Below are 21,850 nucleotides of genomic sequence, written 5' to 3'. Positions count from 1 at the left end.
CTGAGGCGCTCGTGCCACCTGGCACAGCTCGCGTCGCGATTCGTATCGCGACTCGCGTCGCAACAGTGTACACAAATGACCCAATCCGGCGCGGAGAGGCCCGATCCTCCCATTTGTGTACACTATTGCGATCCCAAGGCCACCCACAACCCAAGCCCACGGCCCAACAGAGCTCGCGCTCACCACGGGCATGAGGCGCGGCGAGGTCTGCGCGCTCAGGTGGTCCGACCGCTCGGACGACGGCACCATAACCGTGAGCCACGCCCTGGGAAACGGTCCGGGCGGCTTCTACGTGAAGGAGCCCAAGACCTCGAGCTCGCTGAGGACGATTCCCCTCACCAGGCGCACCTTCGACATGCTGCGCCTCGTGCGGGCGGACGCCGTGCGCATCGCCAACGAGTTCGCGCTCCCCTTCGGCGACCCCTACATACTGGGCACGCAGGAGGAGAAGAGCCGCCCCTACAACCCCACGCAGCTCGGCAAGGACTTTGCCGCCTTCTGCAAGATGAACGGCTTCAAGTGCACCTTCCACGACCTCAGACACACCTTCGCCACCATGATGATCGCGGGCGGCTGCGACGTGAGGACCGTGGCGAGCTACCTGGGGCACGCGAGCGTGTCCATGACCCTGGACATCTATGCCGACGTGGACCCCGAGGCCAAGCGCGCCGCCGTGAGCAAGGTCGAGGAGAGCTTCGGCGCCGAGATGAGCGGCTACGGCAACGCCATCATGGACAGCGTCATCGGCACGCCAAAGCGACGCGAGCCCGCGCTCAGCTTCTCGGTGGACCAGCTCAAGGCTATGCTCGCCGCCGCAGAGGAGAAGGAGGCTAGACACGGGCGTCTTTAGGCTCGTCTGGCGCTTCGTGCGCTGGCTCTTCCGCGCCGTCTCACGATGGATGTGATACACTGTGGTCAGTAAACCCGCCTGGCCTCTGCTTCCGAGCATGCACACTGGCGGGTCTTCTTTGTCTGGAGGTGCATGAGCACCGTGGGAACGTACACGAAACCTTGGCTGTCCTTCGAGCAGCAGGCAGACCTTCTCATCAACGAGCGTGGTCTCGTGGCCGACCGTGACGATCTTATCAGGCACCTCGCTGACATCGGTTACTACCGCTTGAGCGGATACTGGTACATCTTCAAGCGCCAGCCAAAAGGCGACAAGGATGGCATGCAGGACGAGCGCTTCATCGAGGGAACGTCATTCGACCAGATCTGGCGCCTCTACATCTTCGACCGACAGTTCAGGCTTGTCGTACTCGATGCCATAGAGCGCGTGGAGGTCTACTTCCGCACACAGCTCGCATACGAACTTGCTAGAGAGACCGGCGCCTTCGGATTCCTCGACGCTAACAACCTGCCAAGGCTCAAGCAGGGCAAGTATAACAAGTTCATAGCGCGCTGCAAGGATGAGCTCAGACGCTCACGTGAGCCCTTCGCCCTCCACTTCAAAGAGGCCTATAGCGACGAGCACGAGCTTCCTCCCTACTGGATACTCGTCAACCTGATGGACTTCGGCACCATGCTCAGGCTCTTCAACGGCGCACCAGCTGAAATCAGGAACAAGCTCGCAAACGACTTGGGCGTGAGCTCGCGCGTGCTGGAATCTTGGCTCGTGACCATAAACACGGTGCGTAACATATGCGCGCACCATGGCCGTCTCTGGAACAGGGGCATCGGCACCAGACCAATCATTCCCAAGCGGTCGAAGCATCCGGAATGGCACGAGCCCTTCAGCGTGAGGTCGGACAACATGTTTGGCATCCTCACAATCCTGAGCTATCTGCTGGAGCACATCGCGCCCGAGACGTTCTGGCGTGAGCGTCTCTTCAAACTTTTGGGCCGCCTTAGTTTCGGTGAGCTCCGCCGCATGGGCTTCACCAAAGGCTGGCAGGAGTGCCCGCTCTGGAAGCCGTATGCGCACAACATCGAGGATGCCAAAGAGTAGGCGGGCAAACCTGTAGGCCAATAGCAGATAAATATGGGCCCCTCGCGGTTTTTCGGCAAGCTATCGACAAAGAAAATCCCCCACCCGTTTTACCAGGCAGAGGACGAAAATTTGGTCGCGGGGGGCGGATTTGAACCACCGACCTCCGGGTTATGAGCCCGGCGAGCTACCAGACTGCTCCACCCCGCAGAGTCTGGGCGCATCAACTGCGCAGGACGATTACTATATGCCCCAGACCGACCAAAGTCAAATGACCGATGTTCTCATATGTGTTTCTTCACAATTCGCAAGGCCCATGGTCGTCTTTGCGCACTATCCTGTTCTGCATTCGCAAACCCACTTAGGAGAGTCCATGGACCTCGATCTCAGACGTGCGCTCAAGAGCCAGCCCAAGGAGGGCATAGGCGCTCCCCTCTTCCCCCTGACCACGATCTGGGGAGAGAGTCTCCTTGCCGCCACTCCTGGCGACGGCACCGTCCCCTGGCCAGAACACCCGCGCCCGCAGCTTGCCCGCACATCTTGGCAGACGCTCAACGGCTGGTGGGACTACGCCTTCGTCTCGCTCGGCTCGGCCCAAGAAGCACGTAGCTCCTGGCGCAACGCCGCGATGCCCATCTCCTGGAATGGCAAGATCCTCGTGCCCTTCTCGCCAGAGGCCCAGCTCTCGCACGTCGGCCGCCAGCTCAAGCCAAATGAGCTCCTTTGGTACCGACTCTGCTTCGATGCAAGCCGACCCCTGCCGGGGCGCAGGCGCATCCTGCACTTCGAGGGCGTGGACTGGGCCTGCGCGGTCTATCTGAACGGCAAGAGGCTCGCCGAGCACAGGGGTTGCTACCTGCCCTTTGACATAGACGTAACGTCCGCCGTCAAGGACGGAGAGAACGCCCTGGCCGTCTGCGTCTTCGACCCGAGCGACACGGGCACGCAGCTTCGCGGCAAGCAGCGACTCGTGCGGGCCAACATGTGGTATACGGCTCAGTCCGGCATCTGGCAGAGTGTCTGGATCGAGGACGTCCCCAAAGACCACGTCCGACAACTGCAGGTGAGTGCCAACCCGGACGATGGCACCATCTCGGTCACGGCCCAAGTCAGCCACCCTGGCAGACGCCTGGTCCTCTCGCTTAAGAGCGGCCGGTCGGCGATGGGACCCGTCGCCAAAAAGCACGAGGCGACGGTCAGGCTGCGCGTCCAAGCCCCCCAGCTCTGGGAACCGGACAACCCTCGCCTCTATGACCTCACGCTCGGCTATGGGGAGGATGAGGTCACGAGTTACTGCGCCTTTCGCTCGGTCGCGGTCGAGCCAGACGCCCAAGGCACGCCCCGCGTCATGCTCAACCACAGGCCCATCTTCCTGAGGGGGCTGCTCGACCAGGGCTACTGGCCCGACGGGCTTATGACCCCGCCTTCGCTCGACGCCCTGCGATCCGACGTCCAGACTGCCCATGACCTGGGCTTCAACTTGCTCCGCAAGCATGTGAAGGTCGAGGGGGAGCTCTGGTACTGGCTCTGCGACCGCATGGGCATGCTTGTCATACAGGACATGCCCACAGGTGGCGGCAGCTACGACAAGTGGCGCTCGATCAACACGCCCACGCTCTTTAGGCGCTCATGGTCGCGCTTTCGGGACGACACGCCCTCCCACTGGCGCAAGCTCGCAGCCGACGACAACTCCTATCGTAGGGAGTGGCAGCACACCCGCGACCTGACCGTGCGTCGCCTCGCCGCCCATCCCAGCGTCATTGCCTGGACGCTCTTCAACGAGAGCTGGGGGCAGTTTGACTCCTTTGGCCAGGCGCAGCGCACCAGAGAGCTCGACCCCACGCGTCCCGTCATCGCGGCAAGCGGCTGGTACGACCAGGGGGCGGGCAACTTCGTGGCCATCCACAACTACTTCAGGAGCCTCCAGGTCTATCCACATAAGGATGACCGTGCCTTCATCCTCAACGAGTTCGGTGGGCTCAGTCTTCGCGTGGAGGGGCACTGCTCACTGGAGACCTCCTACGGCTATGATGTCTTCGAGGACACAGCAGCATTTCGACAGGCAGTCTCCAGGCAGCTCGCCCAGGCAGACGCGCTCGAGCCAAGGGGGCTTGCAGGGTTCGTCTTCACCCAGCTCACGGACATCGAGGAAGAGACCAACGGGCTTCTCAGCTATGACCGCCGGGTGAGCAAACTCCCTGTCCCTAAGGCAGACCCGCGAGCATGTCCCGCATACCCTTCAGAGCCAACAGCGCACTCACCGCGCCACAGCGACCGCACACCCAAAAAATGAGTGCGGTTTTGCCCACCTTGTGCAAGTAAGTTAATCACAGGGTTCTCGAGTCACACAACAGAAGGCGAGGTGGCACATGGACATCACGACAGTGGCCAAGATGGCGGGAGTGTCTCGCGCCACCGTGTCGCGCTACCTCAACGACGGCTACGTCTCGAGCGAGAAGCGCCGCGCCATCGCCCGCGTCATCAAGGAGACCGGCTACATACCCTCACGTCAGGCCAAGCAGCTGCGCACCGGCAAGACCAATCTCGTGGGCGTCATCATTCCCAAGATAAACTCCGCCTCGATCTCGCGGATGGTGGAGGGTCTGACCTCTCAGCTCAACGACTCCCAGTACCAGATACTGCTGGCCAACACCGACAATGATGAGAAGCTCGAGGTCGATTACCTGCGCCTCTTTGCCGAGAAGAACCACGTGGACGGCGTCATCCTCGTGGGCACGGTACTCACGTCCGCGCACGAGCGCGCCATGGACGAGCTGCGAGTACCGCTCGTGGTCCTCGGCCAAGACATCGAGGGGAGATCCTGCGTCTACAACGATGACTATCACTCGATACGCGACATCACGGCGCTGGCCCTCGACCACGCCACAAAGCCCGCCTACATCGGCGTCACGGAGCGGGACCTAGCCGCAGGAAGAGCCAGACACAGGGGCTTCCTTGATGCCTGCGAGGAGTACGGCCTCGAGGTGTCCGCAAGCGCACAGCTCATCGCAGACTTCACGGTGGAGTCGGGCTACCTCAGCTGTGAGCGACTGATCGAGTCGCATCCCGACGTGGACACCATCATCTGCGCGAGCGACTCCATTGCCTTCGGCGCCATGAGCTGCCTGCGCGAATACGGCAGGAGCATACCTGACGACGTGCAGGTGACGGGCACGGGCGACTCTGAGCTCACGCTCGTGGTCACGCCCACGCTCACGACCGTACACCACCACTACAAGACGGCCGGCAAGGAGGCCGCGCGCATGCTCGTCGACGCCATGGGCAAGACGACGCGCATCCCGTGCGAGATACGCCTGGGCTACGAGGTCCTCGCACGGGGGTCGATCCGCTAGGGACACCCGTGAAGCTCGGTTTAGCCGACTGCGGGGCCAACCCCTACGGCACCATGCTCATGGCCTGCCAAGCCCGATCCGCCTCTCGTCTTTCGGGAACGCATCCTTCGTCCCCCTCCGACGCAAGACGATCCATCGCCATTCGCCGCCTATATGCCGCCGTTCAGCTATGCCCCGCTCCTTTAGGACCCACATCCTCTCAGTTGTGAAGTATTCTTGAATATATGAGAACGATTCCATGGCTGCAAGCTGAGTTTGCCACCAACTATGGAATCCTTCGATAAGAGCGTGTGAGAACGATTCCATATGTAGCGTTCAGACAAGGGGGACTCAATGGCACTTGATCACGCACAAGCCGCTAAGGAGATTCTGGAGGCGGTCGGCGGCCCGGGCAACATCGTTTCGGCAGCGCACTGCGCCACACGCCTGCGCTTGGTCATCGCAGACGACTCCAAGGTCGACCAGGAGAAGGTCGATGACGCCGTTGGCGCCAAGGGCAACTTTAAGGCTTCTGGTCAGCTCCAAGTCATCTACGGGACAGGCACTGTCAACAAGGTCTACGAGGAGCTCTGCAAGCAGGGCAACATCTCCGCCGCGAGCAAGGCCGACGTCAAGGAGGCAGCCGCACAGCAGCAGAACGGCTTCATGAAGGCCATCAAGGTACTCTCTGACGTCTTCGTACCCATCATCCCCGCCATCGTCGCATCCGGCATGCTCATGGGCATCATGGGTGCCATCCAGTTCATGGGCACACCCGCCCCCGACGGCGCGGGTCTCTTTGATCTGGACACCACCAGCGTATGGTGGCGCATCGCGGCGCTCGTCAACGCCTGCGCCCTGGCAAACCTGCAGATCCTACTCGGCTTCTCGGCAGCCACGGTCTTTGGGGGCAACCCCTACCTTGGCGCGTCGCTCGGTGCCCTGCTCATCAGCTCCGACTTCATCAGCGCCTACAGCGCCTCCAAGGCCCTCTCCGACGGCACGATGATCACGCTCCAGGTGATACCAGGCCTTTACAGCATCGACTGGATAGGCTACCAGGGACACGTCATCCCCATACTCGTGGGCGTCTGGATCCTCTGCTTCTTCGAGAAGCGCCTGCACAAGGCCGTACCCGAGATGTTCGACCTCTTCGTGACGCCGCTCGTGTCCGTCTCGGTCGCTGCCTACATCACGATCCTCTTCATAGGCCCCATCTTCGTCTGGCTCGAGAACGCCATCCTCGGCCTGCTGTACTTCCTGCTCAAGGTGCCCCTAGGCATCGGCTACATCATCATCGGCCTCATCTACTCGCCCTCCGTCGTCACGGGCCTGCACCAGATGTACACCGCCATCGACGTCTCCATGCTCGCCCAGCCTGGGAATGTGACACGTTGGCTGCCCATCGCGTCCGCCGCCAACATAGCGCAGGGCGGTGCCTGCCTGGCCGTCGCACTCAAGACCAAGACCGTTAAGACCAAGAGCCTCGCGGTCCCCTCTGGCATCTCCTGCCTACTGGGCATCACCGAGCCGGCAATCTTTGGCGTCAACCTCCCCAAGGTCAAGCCCTTCGTGTGCGGCATGGCCGGTGCCGCCTGCGGTGCCTTCGTCTGCTACCTGACCCAGCTCGCTGCCACCGGTACGGGCGTAACGGGCATCTTCGGCCTCCTGCTCTGCGTCAAGCAGCCCGTCCAGTACATCATCATGTTCGTCGTCGCCTTCGGCGTGGCCTTTGGCCTCACGAGCGCCATCTACAAGGACGAGGACAAGCCCAAGAAGAAGGTTGCCGCTCCCACCCCCAAGCCTGAGACCAGCACCAGCACCACTGCGGCCCCCAGCGCCAAAGCAGTCGCAGCCACTGGTCCCGAAGCCATTGTCTCGCCCATGGCAGGCGAGGCCATCTCGATGACCGCCGTCTCCGATCCCGTCTTCGCCTCCGAGGCCATGGGCAAGGGCGCGGCCGTCGAGCCCACCGAGGGCAAGGTATTCGCACCCGCAGACGGGTCCATCACCATGGTCGCCGAGACCGGTCATGCCATTGGCCTGCTCTCTGAGGGCGGCGTCGAGATCCTGATCCACATTGGCATCGACACCGTCAACCTCAAGGGAGGCCCCTTCACCGCCAAGTGCCAGGCGGGAGAGAGTGTCAAGAAGGGTGACCTCCTGATGGATGTCGACCTGGGCGCCATCAAGGAGGCCAACCTCCCGGCAACGACCATGGTCATCATCACCAACACCGATGACTTCTCCTCCGTCGAGGGTCACACCGGCACCGTCAAGGTTGGCGATACCCTCATCGACATCAAGAAGTAGGTCCGTCCCCCTGACCGGCAACCTTGGTCAGCACACCTGCGGGGGCGGTCGCAGTTGCGATCGCTCCCGCATTTCTCTGATACGGCAGCGCCGATGCAGGCGTCGGCGCTGCGGAAAGGAGCACCATGTTCTCTGTCACAGCCCTCGGCGAGCTTCTCATCGACTTCACCGACGCGGGTACCTCAGCTGCGGGCCAGAAGCTCTTCGAGCGCAACCCCGGCGGCGCGCCCGCAAACGTCCTCGTGGCCCTCGAGCGCCTCGGCAAGTCCACCGCCTTCATCGGTAAGGTGGGGCGCGACATGCACGGCGAGTTCCTGAACGCCACTCTCGTCGCCAACGACGTCAACTGCGACGGCCTCGTGCTCGACCCCAACTGCTTCACCACACTCGCCTTCGTCGCGCTCAGCGAGGAGGGCGAGAGGACCTTCTCCTTCGCCCGCAAGCCCGGCGCAGACACGCAGCTGCGCCCCGAGGAGCTCAGGCGCGATGTCATCGAGAACAGCCGCGTCTTTCACGTGGGATCACTCTCGCTCACCGACGAGCCGGCACGCAGCGCCACCATCGCCGCGCTCGACGTGGCCAAGGCCGCAGGCGCCGTCATGTCCTATGACCCCAACTACCGCGACTCCCTCTGGACGAGCGCCGAGGTGGCCTCTGAGCAGATGCGCTCCATCGTCACGTACATGGACCTCATAAAGATCAGCTGCGAGGAGACCGAGCTGCTCACCGGCCGCTCCGACCCCACCGAGGCCGCCCGCATCCTCCTTGGTCAGGGCGCACAGGTGATCTGCGTGACGCTCGACGACGAGGGCGCCCTCGTGGCGACCAAGGACGGCAGCGCGACCGTGCCCAGCTTCAAGGTGGATGCTGTCGACACGACCGGGGCGGGTGACTCCTTCTGGGGAGGCTTCCTCTGCGCCTTCGTGGACGCCGACATCAGGCCCGAGAACGTGACCCTCGACGACGCCAGGAGCTTCGCCCGCTTTGGCAATGCCGTGGCATCCCTCTGCGTGCGGAGGCGCGGTGCCATCCCCGCCATGCCCACCCTCGACGAGGTCGAGAAGGTCCTGTCCTAGCTGTTCTAGACGTCAACCGACCACGGCAGAGCGGCCCTCTCGCGACCGCGACGCGCAAAAGGAGCAAGATGGCAATCAAGCGCACGTGGAGCCCCAAGCACAACTGGCGCCTCAGGTTCCACCTCCAGACCGAGACCGGCGACATAACCGACCCCAATGGCCTCTGCCAGCTCGATGACACCTACCACTACTTCCACCAGCACCGCAGGCTCTGGCCCGACGCCGCCCATGGGTGGGGCCATTGGACCACGAGAGACTTCGTCAGCTGGAAGTGGCTGGGTTCGCCCATCATGCCCGACCGGGAGCTTGACAAAAACGGCTCGTACTCGGGCTCGGCCACCGTCCACGACGGTAGGATGTGGTGCTACTACACCGGAAACCAGCTGCTGCCGGGCGAGCACGACTACGACTACTCGGGTCGTCTCGCCAACGAGACCCTCGTCGTGAGCGACGGCTCCACCTTTGGTGAGAAGCGCCTGGTTTTAGGCAATGAGGGCTACCCCGCCTACTGCTCCTGCCATGTGAGGGACCCCAAGGTCTGGAAGCAGGGCGGCTGCTGGCACATGCTGCTCGGCGCACGCGCTCAGGGCGATCGGGGCTGCATCCTTCTCTACAAAAGCCCCGACGGCCTCAGCTGGAGACTCGAGGGCTCCGCGACCAACCTCGGACGGCAGCCCTTTGGCTACATGTGGGAATGCCCCAATCTCGCCACGCTCGGCAGGCGCGAGTTCCTCTTTGTGTGCCCTCAGGGCGTGGGCAAGCGGCCGACGAGCCTCCAGAACATACACAACTCGGGCTACGTCGCCCTCGACGGCAGGCTCATCGACCTCATGGCGAAGGACCCTGGCCTCATGGACGCGGACGGTCCCTACCCCTGCATCGACGAGGCGGGGTTCGTCGAGCTTGACTTTGGCTTCGACTTCTACGCCCCCCAGGTCTTCGAGGACGAGCGGGGGCGCACCATCTTGGTCGGGTGGGCGAGCCTGCCCGACATCGAGACCCAGTACGACAACCCCACTCGCGAGTGGACCCACACGCTCACCCTGCCGCGCGAGCTCACACTCAACGAGGATGGGCGTGTCTGTCAGTGGCCCGTAACCGAGATCGACGCGCTTCGCGGCGAGCTGGTTGAGTTCACCAGTGACGTCGCAGGCCTCACGGGGACGGTCGGCTCATCTTCCTACGACGTGTTCGACCTCACGGGAGCCGTAGGCGCGCGCTTCGCGGGCACCGCCGACATCTGCGTCACGCAGATCGAATCCGGAGACGCTGTGCTGCGCCTGAACGACGACCTCGAGCTTTCCGTCATCGGCAACCTGTGCGAGCTGGCCTTCACGAGCCCCGCCGGCGCCTACCGAAGCGTCAGACGCCTTCCCCTCTCGGCGCTTACGGCAGGCCGCATCAGGAACCTGCGCGTCATCGTGGACACCTCCATCGTCGAGATCTACGTGAACGGCGGCGAGGTCACGATGACAACTCGGTGGTATCCCGAGAGCGTGGACGAGCTGCGTGTCAGCTCCAGTCTCAAGGGCAGACACCAGGGCTGGGAGATGGGCTCTTGCCACTTTGCAGGCATCGACAGCTAAAACCATGGCACGCAGGCGTTGCAAGGCTATCTGGACCGAACGCCCCGGAGCTCTGGTTCGTACATCCCGGGGCGTTCAAGCTGGGTGTGCCCACGCCTTGGGCTGCACTGTCCCATCGGCCGCGTCATGACTCGCCAGCAGGCACCTCTCATTCATACGGGATCACAAAGTATGCCGCCGTGTGTCTCCCATGAGTGAGGTGCATATTTTTCCAACCACGTCCTACGACCTGCATGCCCGCCCTATAATCTCAACGGCATTTCTCTGAACCATTACCTAAAACCCAGCATCGAGTGCGTTTCTGAGGAGAACGATGTCCAAGCAATTCTGGAACCCGTCGTTTCACATCGAGCCAAGACAGGGCTGGCTCAACGACCCCAACGGCCTCTGCCAGTTTCGCGGACGCTACCACGCGTACTACCAATACGCGCCCAACTGGCCGACGGACGAGCTCAAGTACTGGGGTCATGTGGTGAGCGACGACCTCATCAGCTGGGAGGATCTGGGGGTGGCACTCGCGCCCGACATCCAGCTCGACCGCAGCGGCGTCTTCTCGGGCTGTACCTGGGTGGACAAGGGCGGTGCGCCTGACGGCGGTGACCTCATGCGCGTGTTCTACACAGGCAACGTCGTCGACACCTTCGACGACGAGCGCGTGGACTGGGGGCGAGAGGCCAACCAGATCATGACCACGAGCGAGAACGGCCTGCACTTCTCGCCCAAGAAGGCACTTCTCACTAATGCGGATTACCCCACAAGCTGTACCCTGCATGTGCGCGACCCGACGGTTTGGGAACAGGACGGCTGCCTGCACATGCTGCTGGGCGCCCGCCAGCGGGGGCCCGCCGACACAGACAATCCCGATGCTCGAGGCGACTTTGGCAGTGTGCTCGTCTACGACTCCCACGACAAGGGGGAAAGCTGGCAGCTGCGCCGCACCATTCTGCCCAAGAACACGGCGGTGGCACACCTGGTCTTTGGCTACATGTGGGAGTGTCCCAACGTCATACGCATGGGAGACAGGGAGTTTCTGGCAGTCTGCCCCCAGGGGCTTCCCTCCGAGAGCTATCGTTGGCAGAATCTCTGGCAGGCGGGGTACTTCCCGCTTCCCGCGCACAAGAAGATCATCGACATCGACGCCGTCCCGCTCGACAACTTCACCGAGTGGGATCATGGCTTTGACTTCTACGCACCCCAGATCTTCACGGACGAGGGGGGTCGCACGATCTCTATTGGCTGGATGGGCACCTTCGACCACAGTTACACAAGCGTGCCCGAAGGCATGGACCGGGCGCATACAATGACGCTCCCGCGCGAGATCTCTCTTGGTCAGGACGGGCTCTTGCGCCAGCATCCGGTTGCTGAGCTTGACAACTACCGTGGAGAGGCTCGCGTGCTGCCCTGCGGCGAGAGCCTCGTGCTTGACAGCCTCGCGGCAGACGTCGTCCTCGAGCAGATTGAGGACGGCGATGCGCAGATCTGGCTCAATGACGTCTTGGAGGTCTTCGCCGAGAACGGCAGCTTCGGCATTCGCTTTGCTCAGACCGAGGCAGGAGAGCTGGCCTCGGCTGGTCGACGGACTCGCGGCATCAGGCTTGCGTCTCTCGACGATCTGCGCATGATCGTGGACGGCTCGACCATCGAGGTCTACGCCAATGGTGGCGCCGAGGTCTTCTCCACGCGCTGGTTCCCCATAAGCGACAAGCTCACCATCAGAAGCTCGTTTCGTGCTCGCTCGTCTTTCGTGTACCCCCTTATCAAGCCGACCCGATAGCGGCCGGCGGCCCCTGCGGGCGCTCGATAGTACCCGCCAATCTGCGGGGTACTATCTCGGGGACGTTTGCCCAGTTGGCGGATTTTTGATAGGGCCCGCCAATCTGCGGGGCCCTATCTAAGCCGGCGTCGCCTGGCCGATAGGCGCGTCCGACCGACCTGGCGTCTCTCTAAGGATCAGTACACGCCTTCGCTGTCGATGGCATCGTAACGGTTGATGCGCATGAGGATCTGCTCGAGGTCAAGCATGCCCCAGAGGGTCACGCACCAATAGCTCCCCTTGACACGCACACGCAGGTTCTCGTAGCCCAGAAGCGACTTTGAGCGGTGCCACTCCATGCTCTCGATCTCGTCGTATCTGATCGTCCTCCTTGTCCCGATCGGCGGTGTGATGTGCATGCAATCGTCGTAGGTCACGACCTTGTAGCGATGCAACCAGGTCCAGATCAGGAGAGACACGCCCAAGAAGGACAGGAAGAACGCGAGGAGGACGTGGCTGTTCGCCCTGAACACGCCGACGTTGCAGAGCCATCCGAGAACCACGCCAAGGAAACCCATGAACACCATGACCATAACGAGGGTGTGCGTCAGCGTATTGGAGACACGATAGGTATCATGATGGCTATGGTGGCGCTCGACGATGTCATTCAGGAGCGTCCACTCTAGCGCCGAGACGAGAGCGGGTATGCCCAGTGCCGGCACGATGAAGACGAGGTCACTCATGGCTGCCCCCTCGCCGCATGCCCTGCACCACATACCTAGACCTCCAACCCATATGCGCAAGCGCCTCCTCGCGACGGACCGCTGTGTCGCACTGCCCTCATGCTTCTTCTCCACACTATGAGGGTAGTCGAGCTGAAGCTGTCTCCAAAGGGGTGTACAGGTACACGGGGCCAGCTTTTCCGTACACGGTCAATCGGCGGGGCCAACGGCATGTTTTTGCCCCTGAGCGGTAGTCTCGATGACGCTCGAAATGCCCGCCAAGGCACTTATGCCACTGGCGCGACGTGGGCAACACTCACCTCCCCCAAGTAGGCTTCTCAGTACGCTGTACGCTCTTGGCGCCTTGCAGACATCGGGCGTTTAGTGAGAGGCGCTCCTGTGCCAACTGTGAGAGTGAGGGCCCACAGACCTGCGACCTAACCCACCAGGTGGTGGCGCACACGGTCGAGCTCATCCTCGCCAAGGCCGCAGGAGAGCAGGTAGCCCCTCACTGAGCCACAGCCATCGAGCAGCGCCTGATACACGGCGGACATGGTGTGCATGAGCATATCGGCCCCCATGGGGCCATCAAAGTCACTGCGGGCGGAATCCTTCCCCTCGAGCAGCTCCTCTACCCTGTCGGCATCGGCGAAGGAATAGAGGTAGTCGCGCAGGATATCCTCCCTGCTCGCCTCACAGAGCCCCAGCACCAGCATGGACGTAACACCTGTGCGGTCCATGCCAGCCGCGCAGTGAAAGAGGACGCACTCGTCATCGGCAGCCTTGGCCATAAACGAGAAGATCTTGCGCACGACCTTGCGGTTCTCAAGCATGGAGAGGTAACCGTTGGCCATGTAGCCCTCGGTGTCATCAGGCAACTTGAGGTCGTGTGCATGCATGTCATAGGAGTGCAGCTGCGCATGCAGGCTGCGGACACCCCGGTCTTTGGCCAGACGATCGGGGGAATGGGTGACTTCCCACTGGCTGCGAAGGTCGACGTCCATCGAGACGCCGTAGTCACGCAGGGCGGCTATGTCAGCACCGTTGAGCTCATCGGTGTCACCGGAGCGCAGGAAGCGATGATAGAGCGTCTGGCCATACGGCGTGGGGTAGCCACCCAGCTCGCGCACGTTATAGCCAGAGGGCACGACGAGGATGCGACTCTCGGCGAGGGGTACGCGGGACCGCACGGGATCATCACCGGGAAGCTCGGCGCGCTTTATACCAAAGAGGTCCCTCAACCAGGACAACATCGCAGCCCCTTTCCAAACACCTACGCCACTGGGCCCTGGCTCCGGCCCGTGACACGACGCAGCTCTTCTTCGCAACACAATCGATGGGGTCTCGCGTCTCCCACCCCACCGCAATCCTACCTCATCGCGGCCCCATACACACCCTCGCGCTCGGTGGCCGCCTTTCACGGGTGGGCCGAACGCCCTTGGACGTCGACGGCGGACGCAGCCTTGTGGGCGGCCCTGCCCGGCACAGTCCCGCGCAACGACGGATCGCGTCGGGAATCGCGGTGCGTGAGGGACCTGCGGCCGCCACACTGCCGTCCGGTGCCGCCTCCCTCCCGATGGTCCCGAGCCGCGTACCATCCGGTGCCGCCCATCTCTTTGATGACCCTCGAGCCGCGCTGACTCACGGGCGCCACTCGACGGCGGCGAGTGGCAGGCAGACTGCGCACTCGGTGGCGCCGAGTGGCGCGGAAGTCGGCATATGTACAGTTGTCGTGAAATGCTGTGCCACTCGGTGGCGCCGGGTGGCACGCGCATCGCGCACTCGGTGTCGCCGAGTGCGCGGTCGAGCCCCGCAGGCCCGGCGCCCGTGTCCCACGCGTCCCTCCGGAGGCACATAGCGCGAGGCCATGACGCCCAATAGGGGTCACGAAAGCACCATCTCAATGGATGCGGCCTTTGGTGGCGCATGCCAATCCGTATCGAAAAGCCCCTGCAACCGGCACCCTGTAGCCTGGTAAGCTCACACCTGCCAGGAGGCCTTCCGCTTGACTCCGGCGTCACGAACTACGGTCTCATGAGCCAATCGCGAGCCGCCCACACCTTCATGCCACCGACGGAAAACGAGTCTGCCCCCCGCGTGACAACGTACCGCCGCCTTTCGGCTATGCCCAGGTCCCTGCCAACCACCGGTAGATGTCGCAGGAAGTCCTTGCGAAACCCGACCTGCGACTTAATCTCTATAAGCTCCCTACCTGCGAGATCGCTGTCATCGACCAGGTCAGCCTCAATCTTCGAGTCATCCCTGTAGAAGAAGAGCCGAGGAGTCCGTCCCGCGTTGAGATGCCGCTTTGCCGTCTCTGTGACTATGAGGTTCTCGAAGATGGCGCCGCGCATCTCGCTGTCTCGCAGCTGCTCGGAGGTCTCGACGCCCAACAGGTGACATAGGAGGCCAGTGTCACAAAAGTAGATCTTGGGCGTTCTTGTAAGACGCTTCCTGAGGTTGGCATGATACGGCTGTAGCCTGAAGATGGTGTAGCTTGCCTCGAGTATCGAAAGCCATGAGTCGACAGTCGCTCGCGCGACACCCAGGTCGCTCGCGATGCGCGATACGTTTAGAAGCGATCCGCATGACTGTGCGCACAGCATCAGGAGCCTGCGAAAAGGCCCCTTGCTACGCGCATCGACGTACTCCGACACATCTCGTTCAACATAGGTTGAGATATAGTTCTCGAAATAAACGTAACTAGGAATATCAACGTCGTAGAGGCGCGGATACCCTCCACGCAGCATGAACCCATCTGGCGTCACCTCGTTTGGTGCCAGAGCTACCTCGCGATACGAGAGTGGCATGAGCCGTACCAGCCCGATGCGCCCCGCAAGGGATTGAGTGATACGCCTCAGCAGGAGGTAGTTCTGAGATCCCAAGAGGATGTACTGGCCTACCGTGCCACGCTCGTCGGAAACCACCTGTATGGCATTAAAGAGCTCTGGCACGCGTTGCGCCTCGTCGATGATCATCCTAGGGGGTCACTCGTGAATGAAGTCGGACGGACCTGCCATCACGCGTTCGTAAGTGGGGCGGTCCTCGAGATTCACGTATGCGTAGTCGGAAAAGAGGCTCCTGACGAGCGTTGACTTCCCGCTCTATCGAGGCCCCGTGACCGAGACCACGGGAAACCACGAAGCGTTGTCAAGGACGAATCCTGCAACGCCACGTTTGATCATACCGACCCCCAACAGGATGATTCGCATCCCCAGCGTGTGGTGGAAGCATTACCCTATTTGCAAAGTATCAATTACCATAATTGCCATGTATAGCGTACCCCATCTGCAAACTATGGTAGGCCATGGCTATGCTGACATGGATATCGCTCGACTCAGACTGCATCCCTATTCTCAGCCATGGCAGGTCTTTTCGCATGGCGAGCGGATCGCAAATCGGGTGCTCAGGTAATGCAGGCGCCTGCTAAGGGAACATCTCGTTCCATCTCTCACGAGGTGAGCCGGGCCTGAGCCGGGGGGCGACCTCTGCGGCGCGAAGCAGCAGGCCGTGCATGGGGCCCTCCTCCCAAACGGTGAGGTAGGCCGCAAGCCCCGTGTCGTCACCGGAGCGCCCCACGGCGATCCCGCCCCTCTCGCACACCTGGCCGCAGAGCCGGTCCCTGCCCCGCACGTAGCGCCACAACTGCGGGGACCACGTGTCCGACAGGGCGAAGAGCAGGTCGGCGGCGAGCTCGCCGGACCAGTCCATGCCAACGGGACCAAGGTACTCGACGCCCCTCCCCGAGAGCGCCGCGAACCTCTCCCGGGAGATGCCGCAGCGCAGCTCCCTGCCCTTGACGCGGACGGACGCCTCCTCCCCTCCCTCCCAACCGAGGGAGGAGGCCCGGGCGAGGGCGGCAGCGCGGCCGGGACCCATGCTCTTCCACATGGTCCCCCAGAGCCCGAAGGCGTCGATCCGCGTGCCACTCCCGTAGCGCAGCTCGTAGCGCCAGAGACCCGCCGCAGCCGCCCCTGCGGCGCGCAGGGACGCCGAGATCCACTCGTACAGGCTGCCGCGCGTCCCCTCGTGGACCCGGCCGCCGTAGTAGAAGGTGAGGCGCAGGTGGCCGGGGCCGATGCCCGCCAGCGGCGGGCCGTCTTCGCCCGGGCCCCAGTCCCCCTCGCCGCAGGCGTCCCCATGACGCCACACCTCGAGGCCCCAGCCCTCGGGAGGCGCGACCCCGTCACCCGTACCCAAAGCGCACCCTCCTCCAGACGCCATCGTCCTCCACGTTAAAGTGCGGGCCCACGCTCCCGCCATCCGGAAGCGAATGCCACCCGACACGCAGGCTACAGACGCAGGCAGAGCCTGCCGCCGCTAGCCCTCTCTGGGTGCGAACCTCGTACAGATATTTCTCGTCCGCAGGTACTCCCTGCCGTAGGGGTCCGTCACCGGGACCAGCGCCCTGGGATTTTTTGCAAAGAACCTGTCCGGCGACACGTGCACGTGAGGGTCTGCCAGCGTATACCCACGCGAGCAGGTTCCCACGAACATACCAGACTCCTCATTGAGCACGAACTCGGAAAACGCGCAGTCCGCACAGCGCAGTCCCGCGTACACCCCTGCTCCCACCTCTGTCATCGCGATCAGACCCCCCTGCCAAGACGCGGCGTACGCCCTAAACGAGGCATCCCTACGGAACGCCTCGTCGACCCTCTTATGGTATACCCTCCCCCGTTCCTCGGCATATCGGCTTGCACGAACACGTCCGCACAACGGCGGGCCTCACATTTACCTGCATCATCAAGATACACGCCGCCACAGTGACTCCATATGAAGAGGGTGTCGAGCGACGTGGGCGTGATCCGGACCGTCCCCTGCCACAGAGAGACCCCCAAAAGTCAGCCCTCCCATGCACGAGGGGAAGGTCCCGGCGATCCGCGCGTCGTACGACACGATCTCGATGCCTCTCATGCGCGAGGGAAAGGTCCGCTCGGCACCAGCAATAAATTATGAAGGGTCCAGTGGCGACAAACCCCATCGCAGCACCAGCCCACATAGGCCTACCGCACAACCCTATAGACGAGCCTCGCAAGAGTGGCTTTCCTCGACACACGGAAGGAGGAACCTACTTTGCCGCTGGCTCACCCCCACCGTAGTCATAGAAACCCTTGCCGGCGTTGACGCCGGTCTCCCCCCTGTCCATCTTGGCTTGGAGCATCTGTACGATCTTATGTTCAACAGACGACTCGTCCTTTGCCTGGGGACTCCTCGAGATGATGTTGAGCGGCGTCACGAGGCCGATGATGTCGAGCAGGCGAAACGGCCCGTATGGGGCGCCGGTCGAGATGGTCCAGTCCTTGTCGATGTCCTCAGGCGTGCCGACACCAGTGGCCCAGAGCCTCAGGGCCGCAGCGATCAGGGGCACGAGCAGCGAGTTGAGGATGTAGCCTGGCTGCTCCTTGAGGACGCGGATGGGAACCATGCGAATCTGGGAGGCGAACTCAACGATCTCCTCGAAGTGTGTGGGATCCGTACCAGCATGGCCCATGACCTCGCCCGTGGGGTTGCGCCAGATCTCGTTCGCAAAGTGCAGCGCGAGGAACTTGTCAGGCCGACCGGTTGTCTCGGCGAAGCTGCTGGGCAACAGAGTCGAGCTGTTGGTGACAATCACGGTCCGCTCTGGGATGTGCCTGGCAAGTTCCTTATAGAATGCTGTCTTTGCGTCCGGGGTCTCGGCCACGGCCTCGATCACAAGATCAGCGTCAGAGAACGCCTCGTCCCAATTGGTCGTGAGTCTGAGGGACGCATACGCCTGCTCGACGCGCTCCTTGCAGGCGTCGAGGGCCTCAGGCGAGATGTCCTCGCGCGCGATCAGGCCGTATGCGTAGGCGGCCGGGTCCGTCTTCAGGGCCTCGAGGGTATCGAGATAGATCTGGCGCAGACGGTCTATCTTGGGCCGCGAGCGACCGATGGAGGACTCCATACGGAGCCAGATGGTAACATCGAGGCCGCAGTACGCTGACTGAAAGGCAATCTGGCTACCGAGCACACCACCACCTGCAACTGCAATCTTCTTGAAACTCATGCACGCTCCCCCTTCCATAGGGTCGATGTCATTCCGTGGGATCGGCGTGGGGCCGATAAACCCAACGTGGGAAATGATACCCCCTAACAGCCTCATGGAGCGCAGGGACGCCCGACGGAGGCCCGACCACGCTTGCGGAGCGCCATCGTACTTGGTGCCTGTCGCGGGCGGCATACCGCAAGAAGGGCGGTGGCAAGTCCAAAAGGATGGGGGCCAGCGCGATGGCACTGACCCCCACTTCCGAGCGTAGCCACATCCTCGCTACAGGTCCCGAAGCCTCGCCTTATCGACGCCGGAGGTACCTTTCCGTTGTAGGTATCCGTTGATTATCTCGTCCTCGATGGCACAGCCCGCCATGGAGAGACCTATCGCCAGGCTCGGGAAGAGCACCGGCGTAGGTCCAGTCGCAGATGACCATATCAGCGCTCCCACCCAGTACACCGCCGGCACGACCCACTTGTTGAAGCTCGTCCTCCTGACGATGAACCACTCGAGCGTACCAAGCGCCAAACCGATACACACGATGGACATCCTGGCGACATCGCCGTCCACACTCATTCCTATCCCTCCTTTTCGCCCATCAGCTGCCTGTGGGCGTCTATGATCTGCCGTGCGGTCTCGAAGTCCATGCGGTCGTCGATGGCCATGCCCTTTACGAGCGACACGAAGGCGTCATCGTCTTCCCGCACACTCTCGATCTTCTGGATCAGCCTGTCAAGGCGCAGCCTGATTGTGGGGTACGAGACGCCGTACCTTGACGCCATCTCCTTCAGAGAGCCCGAGGCCATAATGAACTGCCGCGCGAACTCCAGATCCTCGTCGCCCAAGCGTTCAGTCCACGTATGGGCGATATCCATCATCACCACCTCCTTCCTTTTCTTTAGTTGGAGTATAACTCTGATTTTAATATAATGCAATACTATTAAATATAATTTTACATATGGGTGAGGGTCAGCATCGTTGAGCACCCATCTTAAGGGGTGAGGGCGGACCCCGCCTGTCGCAGGATCCGCCCAGTGATCAAGATGGCTTTTTGAGGCCACGCCCGCTACTCCCTGATCGAGCGCTCCCGCTCGAGCTGGCGGACGCGCTCGCGATACGGCTTGCCGAAGACGAGGTACTCGATTATGGCTGCGAAGGCAAGCAGGGTGGCGCACGCGAGGACGATGCCCCTGGCGAGGTTCGATGCCTCCGAGTCCACCACGAAGGCGTTGAGGACAAGGATGAACGCGAGGCCGACTTGCGACACCGGGATGGCTATCCAAGGCACACTCCCCCTCCTGGCCTGCTCGAGGCGGGACTCGAGGTCGCTATGGAGCTCGAAGTCAGTCCCATCATCCCTCTTGCGCAGGTAGGCGCGGTTCGCGTAGACGGCTACCGTCTCGATGCCTGTCTCCTCGAGGAAGGAGAGATACTCCTTGCCGGCCTTGCCACCCTGACCAAGGATCTCGATCGCATACTGCCACGTGCCCGGCTCATCGTCGACGAAGGTGTACCTACCGCCCCGGTAGTCGACGAGAGCCTTACCCTCATGGCTCATCTCGTTAAGCCAGGCCTCCTCCTTCGAGAAGTCGGTGAATGCCCTCTTGATGGTTGTGCTCGTGCTCATGTCAGTCTCCCTTTGTGAATTTAGTCTATGTGATACTTTTAGTTGATGCTCTATGCGTGCAATGAGCGCTCGATGACAGGCTTCGCGTCGGCGACGAGGCTCTCTAGGCGCTCGACCTCGCGTGCAAAGGCCTGTCTCCCACCCTCGGTAATCACGTACTCCTTCCTGCGGTCAGACGCACGGTCCCCTGCGGCTCGTATCCAACCCTTCTCGGTGAGCGAGTTTATGGCACCGTAGAGCGTCCCCGCCCCGATGCTCACCCTTCCGCCAGTCAGCTCCCGCACGTCCTGCATGATCGCGTATCCATGCGTGGGCTTGTGTAGGGACAGCAGAATATAAAACGTCGGCTCTGTCAGTGCCCCGCTGTCTTCCCTCTTTGGCATCTATGTCTCCTTCCTTACGTCTTCCGCTATATCGTCTTGCGTTATATCGTTAGGAATAATATATCGGTACCCGTAGTAGTTGTCAACTACTTTTTCGAGAATTTCTGGCGCCTTGGCGACACTGTTAACGTCGGCCTGCATCAACCACAGGTGTGCAGCGACGCTTGCGGCCATCCCCGACCATCCACCGATCCGCTGCATATCCTGACGCAGGAAAGCGAAGACCTGGCCAACCGGCTCACAGAAGCGCAGACAAAGCTGGGTGCCTCGGAGGAGCATGGCGAGCTGTTTTCCAACATCCGGGAGTTTTTCGCCCGCTACGCCAAAAATGTGATGGACGGCATGTTGTCCACGCAGGGGCTACACCGTACCACGAAGGGAAAAGGCCATTACACCATACAGGTCGTCTGAGGGAAACTCCAGGCGGTTTTCGCTTGGAGCTCATCTTCTCAAGAGCTTCCCCAGCGCCGGCGGATCCAGAATCTTGATCAGTGCCGGCGTATGGCAAAGCAGTCCCTGTTCTTCCAGCCGCTTCAGCTCCCGATGCAGCGAGGGACGGGAGACGTTCATCATCAGCGCCCATTTGGTCATGGAGCCGGGGATCGGAATGACAGCTTCACCGCTCTGCGCAGACTGCGTCAGCAGACAGAATGCGATCTTCTGATCGATCCCATGATAGGACAGCAGCTCCAACCGCTGCTGCAACATGTAGGTGATGGTAGAGATCTCAAAGAGGGCGTTTTCCACCAGATGCGGATCCCGCTTCAGCAGACGAAGAAAATCGTCGCGCGAAAGCATCAGGATCTCCGTATGCTCCAAGGCCACTACACCAGAGGGATACTTTTTTTGAACCGAGAGTGCTGCAGCGGAACCGATGATATCGCCGGCTTGGCGGACCGTGACATTGACCTGGCTGCCATTGGGAAACAACTTATAGGACTGTACGCTCCCTTTCAGAACTACGCCCACTCGATCCGCCGTTTCAAGGGGCTGGAAGATGGTCTCATCTTTCTCATAACGTTGGATAATAGAGGGGATCCCTTGGAACAGCTCTTTGATCCGCTCTGCTGACAAGCCCTGAAACAGCCAGCTGCTTTCTAGGATGTGAAAGTCCATGG

20 protein-coding genes and 1 tRNA gene are annotated in these 21,850 nt (G+C 61.8%); 9 read left to right on the top strand and 12 right to left on the bottom strand.

Translation table 11 applies throughout. The features are described from left to right. Nucleotides 1-190 precede the first annotated feature (190 nt). Nucleotides 191-850, top strand: coding sequence for a site-specific integrase (locus ADJ70_RS00390; RefSeq protein WP_157051316.1), 660 nt, complete (start codon nucleotides 191-193; stop codon nucleotides 848-850). Nucleotides 851-991: 141 nt separating this feature from the next. Then, nucleotides 992-1,948 carry an Abi family protein gene (locus tag ADJ70_RS00385; protein WP_216597282.1) on the top strand — a complete coding sequence of 319 codons (957 nt, stop codon included), beginning with the start codon at nucleotides 992-994 and terminating at the stop codon, nucleotides 1,946-1,948. Nucleotides 1,949-2,060: 112 nt separating this feature from the next. On the opposite strand, the gene ADJ70_RS00380 is transcribed toward ADJ70_RS00385, so the two are convergent. Continuing rightward, nucleotides 2,061-2,137, bottom strand: a tRNA-Met gene (locus ADJ70_RS00380). 163 nt (nucleotides 2,138-2,300) lie between these two features. On the opposite strand from ADJ70_RS00380, the gene ADJ70_RS00375 reads away from it, so the two are divergent. The 6 genes from ADJ70_RS00375 (at nucleotide 2,301) to ADJ70_RS00345 (ending at nucleotide 12,008) form a co-directional block, all read left to right on the top strand. Further along, nucleotides 2,301-4,220 (top strand): glycoside hydrolase family 2 protein, encoded by a 1,920-nt coding sequence (locus ADJ70_RS00375; RefSeq protein ID WP_083443691.1) that lies wholly within the window; start codon nucleotides 2,301-2,303, stop codon nucleotides 4,218-4,220. A gap of 76 nt (nucleotides 4,221-4,296) precedes the next feature. Continuing rightward, nucleotides 4,297-5,280 (top strand): LacI family DNA-binding transcriptional regulator, encoded by a 984-nt coding sequence (locus tag ADJ70_RS00370; protein ID WP_050342508.1) that lies wholly within the window; start codon nucleotides 4,297-4,299, stop codon nucleotides 5,278-5,280. A 333-nt stretch (nucleotides 5,281-5,613) separates the two neighbouring features. Then, the gene (locus ADJ70_RS00360; RefSeq protein WP_050342504.1) at nucleotides 5,614-7,572 is read left to right on the top strand and encodes a PTS beta-glucoside transporter subunit IIBCA; all 1,959 of its coding nucleotides are present in this window, start codon (nucleotides 5,614-5,616) and stop codon (nucleotides 7,570-7,572) included. A gap of 125 nt (nucleotides 7,573-7,697) precedes the next feature. Next, a complete protein-coding gene (locus ADJ70_RS00355; protein WP_050342502.1) occupies nucleotides 7,698-8,648 on the top strand; it encodes a PfkB family carbohydrate kinase in 951 nt (316 codons plus the stop codon). A gap of 68 nt (nucleotides 8,649-8,716) precedes the next feature. Next, a complete protein-coding gene (locus ADJ70_RS00350; RefSeq protein ID WP_050342500.1) occupies nucleotides 8,717-10,234 on the top strand; it encodes a glycoside hydrolase family 32 protein in 1,518 nt (505 codons plus the stop codon). A gap of 313 nt (nucleotides 10,235-10,547) precedes the next feature. After that, the gene (locus ADJ70_RS00345) at nucleotides 10,548-12,008 is read left to right on the top strand and encodes a glycoside hydrolase family 32 protein (protein ID WP_050342499.1); all 1,461 of its coding nucleotides are present in this window, start codon (nucleotides 10,548-10,550) and stop codon (nucleotides 12,006-12,008) included. A gap of 176 nt (nucleotides 12,009-12,184) precedes the next feature. Here the strand turns inward: ADJ70_RS00345 and ADJ70_RS00340 are convergent, their stop codons facing one another. The 10 genes from ADJ70_RS00340 to ADJ70_RS00295 all read right to left on the bottom strand — a co-directional run bounded on the left by ADJ70_RS00340 (nucleotide 12,185) and on the right by ADJ70_RS00295 (nucleotide 20,732). Further along, nucleotides 12,185-12,730: a hypothetical protein gene (locus ADJ70_RS00340; RefSeq protein ID WP_050344648.1), complete on the bottom strand. Its 546-nt coding sequence runs from the start codon at nucleotides 12,728-12,730 to the stop codon at nucleotides 12,185-12,187. Between the two features lie 416 nt (nucleotides 12,731-13,146). After that, entirely contained in the window at nucleotides 13,147-13,962 is an 816-nt protein-coding gene (locus tag ADJ70_RS14850; RefSeq protein ID WP_050342497.1) for a tyrosine-protein phosphatase, read from the bottom strand. 771 nt (nucleotides 13,963-14,733) lie between these two features. Continuing rightward, complete coding sequence (locus ADJ70_RS00330) at nucleotides 14,734-15,663, bottom strand: ATP-binding protein (protein WP_216597280.1); 930 nt, start codon at nucleotides 15,661-15,663, stop codon at nucleotides 14,734-14,736. Between the two features lie 472 nt (nucleotides 15,664-16,135). Then, nucleotides 16,136-16,909, bottom strand: coding sequence for a hypothetical protein (locus ADJ70_RS00325; RefSeq protein WP_050342495.1), 774 nt, complete (start codon nucleotides 16,907-16,909; stop codon nucleotides 16,136-16,138). Between the two features lie 120 nt (nucleotides 16,910-17,029). Next, on the bottom strand, nucleotides 17,030-17,293 hold the full coding sequence (locus tag ADJ70_RS00320; protein WP_050344645.1) for a hypothetical protein: 264 nt from the start codon (nucleotides 17,291-17,293) through the stop codon (nucleotides 17,030-17,032). A gap of 487 nt (nucleotides 17,294-17,780) precedes the next feature. Next, entirely contained in the window at nucleotides 17,781-18,740 is a 960-nt protein-coding gene (locus ADJ70_RS00315) for a 3-hydroxyacyl-CoA dehydrogenase (RefSeq protein ID WP_050342493.1), read from the bottom strand. 261 nt (nucleotides 18,741-19,001) lie between these two features. Continuing rightward, entirely contained in the window at nucleotides 19,002-19,298 is a 297-nt protein-coding gene (locus ADJ70_RS00310; protein WP_050342492.1) for a hypothetical protein, read from the bottom strand. Nucleotides 19,299-19,300: 2 nt separating this feature from the next. Next, the gene (locus tag ADJ70_RS00305; protein WP_157051314.1) at nucleotides 19,301-19,600 is read right to left on the bottom strand and encodes a DUF2089 family protein; all 300 of its coding nucleotides are present in this window, start codon (nucleotides 19,598-19,600) and stop codon (nucleotides 19,301-19,303) included. 188 nt (nucleotides 19,601-19,788) lie between these two features. Continuing rightward, complete coding sequence (locus ADJ70_RS00300; RefSeq protein ID WP_050342490.1) at nucleotides 19,789-20,349, bottom strand: DUF2812 domain-containing protein; 561 nt, start codon at nucleotides 20,347-20,349, stop codon at nucleotides 19,789-19,791. Between the two features lie 50 nt (nucleotides 20,350-20,399). Further along, nucleotides 20,400-20,732, bottom strand: a complete 333-nt coding sequence (locus tag ADJ70_RS00295) for a PadR family transcriptional regulator (RefSeq protein WP_050342488.1) — start codon at nucleotides 20,730-20,732, stop codon at nucleotides 20,400-20,402. A gap of 36 nt (nucleotides 20,733-20,768) precedes the next feature. On the opposite strand from ADJ70_RS00295, the gene ADJ70_RS14350 reads away from it, so the two are divergent. Continuing rightward, nucleotides 20,769-21,143 (top strand): hypothetical protein, encoded by a 375-nt coding sequence (locus tag ADJ70_RS14350; RefSeq protein WP_157051313.1) that lies wholly within the window; start codon nucleotides 20,769-20,771, stop codon nucleotides 21,141-21,143. 30 nt (nucleotides 21,144-21,173) lie between these two features. Here the strand turns inward: ADJ70_RS14350 and ADJ70_RS00285 are convergent, their stop codons facing one another. After that, the gene (locus ADJ70_RS00285; protein ID WP_050342484.1) at nucleotides 21,174-21,848 is read right to left on the bottom strand and encodes a Crp/Fnr family transcriptional regulator; all 675 of its coding nucleotides are present in this window, start codon (nucleotides 21,846-21,848) and stop codon (nucleotides 21,174-21,176) included. Nucleotides 21,849-21,850 lie beyond the last annotated feature (2 nt).

It is taken from the genome of Olsenella sp. oral taxon 807 (genome assembly GCF_001189515.2).
Classification (GTDB): domain Bacteria; phylum Actinomycetota; class Coriobacteriia; order Coriobacteriales; family Atopobiaceae; genus Olsenella_F.
This window is presented reverse-complemented; position numbering and strand designations above follow the sequence as displayed.

Bases quoted from the DNA above. Each gene is read 5' to 3' on its own strand.
- ADJ70_RS00390 (WP_157051316.1), top strand. From the start codon at position 191: ATGAGGCGCGGCGAGGTCTGCGCGCTCAGGTGGTCCGACCGCTCGGAC.
- ADJ70_RS00375 (WP_083443691.1), top strand. From the start codon at position 2,301: ATGGACCTCGATCTCAGACGTGCGCTCAAGAGCCAGCCCAAGGAGGGC.
- ADJ70_RS00370 (WP_050342508.1), top strand. From the start codon at position 4,297: ATGGACATCACGACAGTGGCCAAGATGGCGGGAGTGTCTCGCGCCACC.
- ADJ70_RS00360 (WP_050342504.1), top strand. From the start codon at position 5,614: ATGGCACTTGATCACGCACAAGCCGCTAAGGAGATTCTGGAGGCGGTC.
- ADJ70_RS00355 (WP_050342502.1), top strand. From the start codon at position 7,698: ATGTTCTCTGTCACAGCCCTCGGCGAGCTTCTCATCGACTTCACCGAC.
- ADJ70_RS00350 (WP_050342500.1), top strand. From the start codon at position 8,717: ATGGCAATCAAGCGCACGTGGAGCCCCAAGCACAACTGGCGCCTCAGG.
- ADJ70_RS00345 (WP_050342499.1), top strand. From the start codon at position 10,548: ATGTCCAAGCAATTCTGGAACCCGTCGTTTCACATCGAGCCAAGACAG.
- ADJ70_RS00340 (WP_050344648.1), bottom strand. From the start codon at position 12,730: ATGAGTGACCTCGTCTTCATCGTGCCGGCACTGGGCATACCCGCTCTC.
- ADJ70_RS14850 (WP_050342497.1), bottom strand. From the start codon at position 13,962: ATGTTGTCCTGGTTGAGGGACCTCTTTGGTATAAAGCGCGCCGAGCTT.
- ADJ70_RS00320 (WP_050344645.1), bottom strand. From the start codon at position 17,293: ATGACAGAGGTGGGAGCAGGGGTGTACGCGGGACTGCGCTGTGCGGAC.
- ADJ70_RS00315 (WP_050342493.1), bottom strand. From the start codon at position 18,740: ATGAGTTTCAAGAAGATTGCAGTTGCAGGTGGTGGTGTGCTCGGTAGC.
- ADJ70_RS00310 (WP_050342492.1), bottom strand. From the start codon at position 19,298: ATGAGTGTGGACGGCGATGTCGCCAGGATGTCCATCGTGTGTATCGGT.
- ADJ70_RS00305 (WP_157051314.1), bottom strand. From the start codon at position 19,600: ATGATGGATATCGCCCATACGTGGACTGAACGCTTGGGCGACGAGGAT.
- ADJ70_RS00300 (WP_050342490.1), bottom strand. From the start codon at position 20,349: ATGAGCACGAGCACAACCATCAAGAGGGCATTCACCGACTTCTCGAAG.
- ADJ70_RS00295 (WP_050342488.1), bottom strand. From the start codon at position 20,732: ATGCCAAAGAGGGAAGACAGCGGGGCACTGACAGAGCCGACGTTTTAT.
- ADJ70_RS00285 (WP_050342484.1), bottom strand. From the start codon at position 21,848: ATGGACTTTCACATCCTAGAAAGCAGCTGGCTGTTTCAGGGCTTGTCA.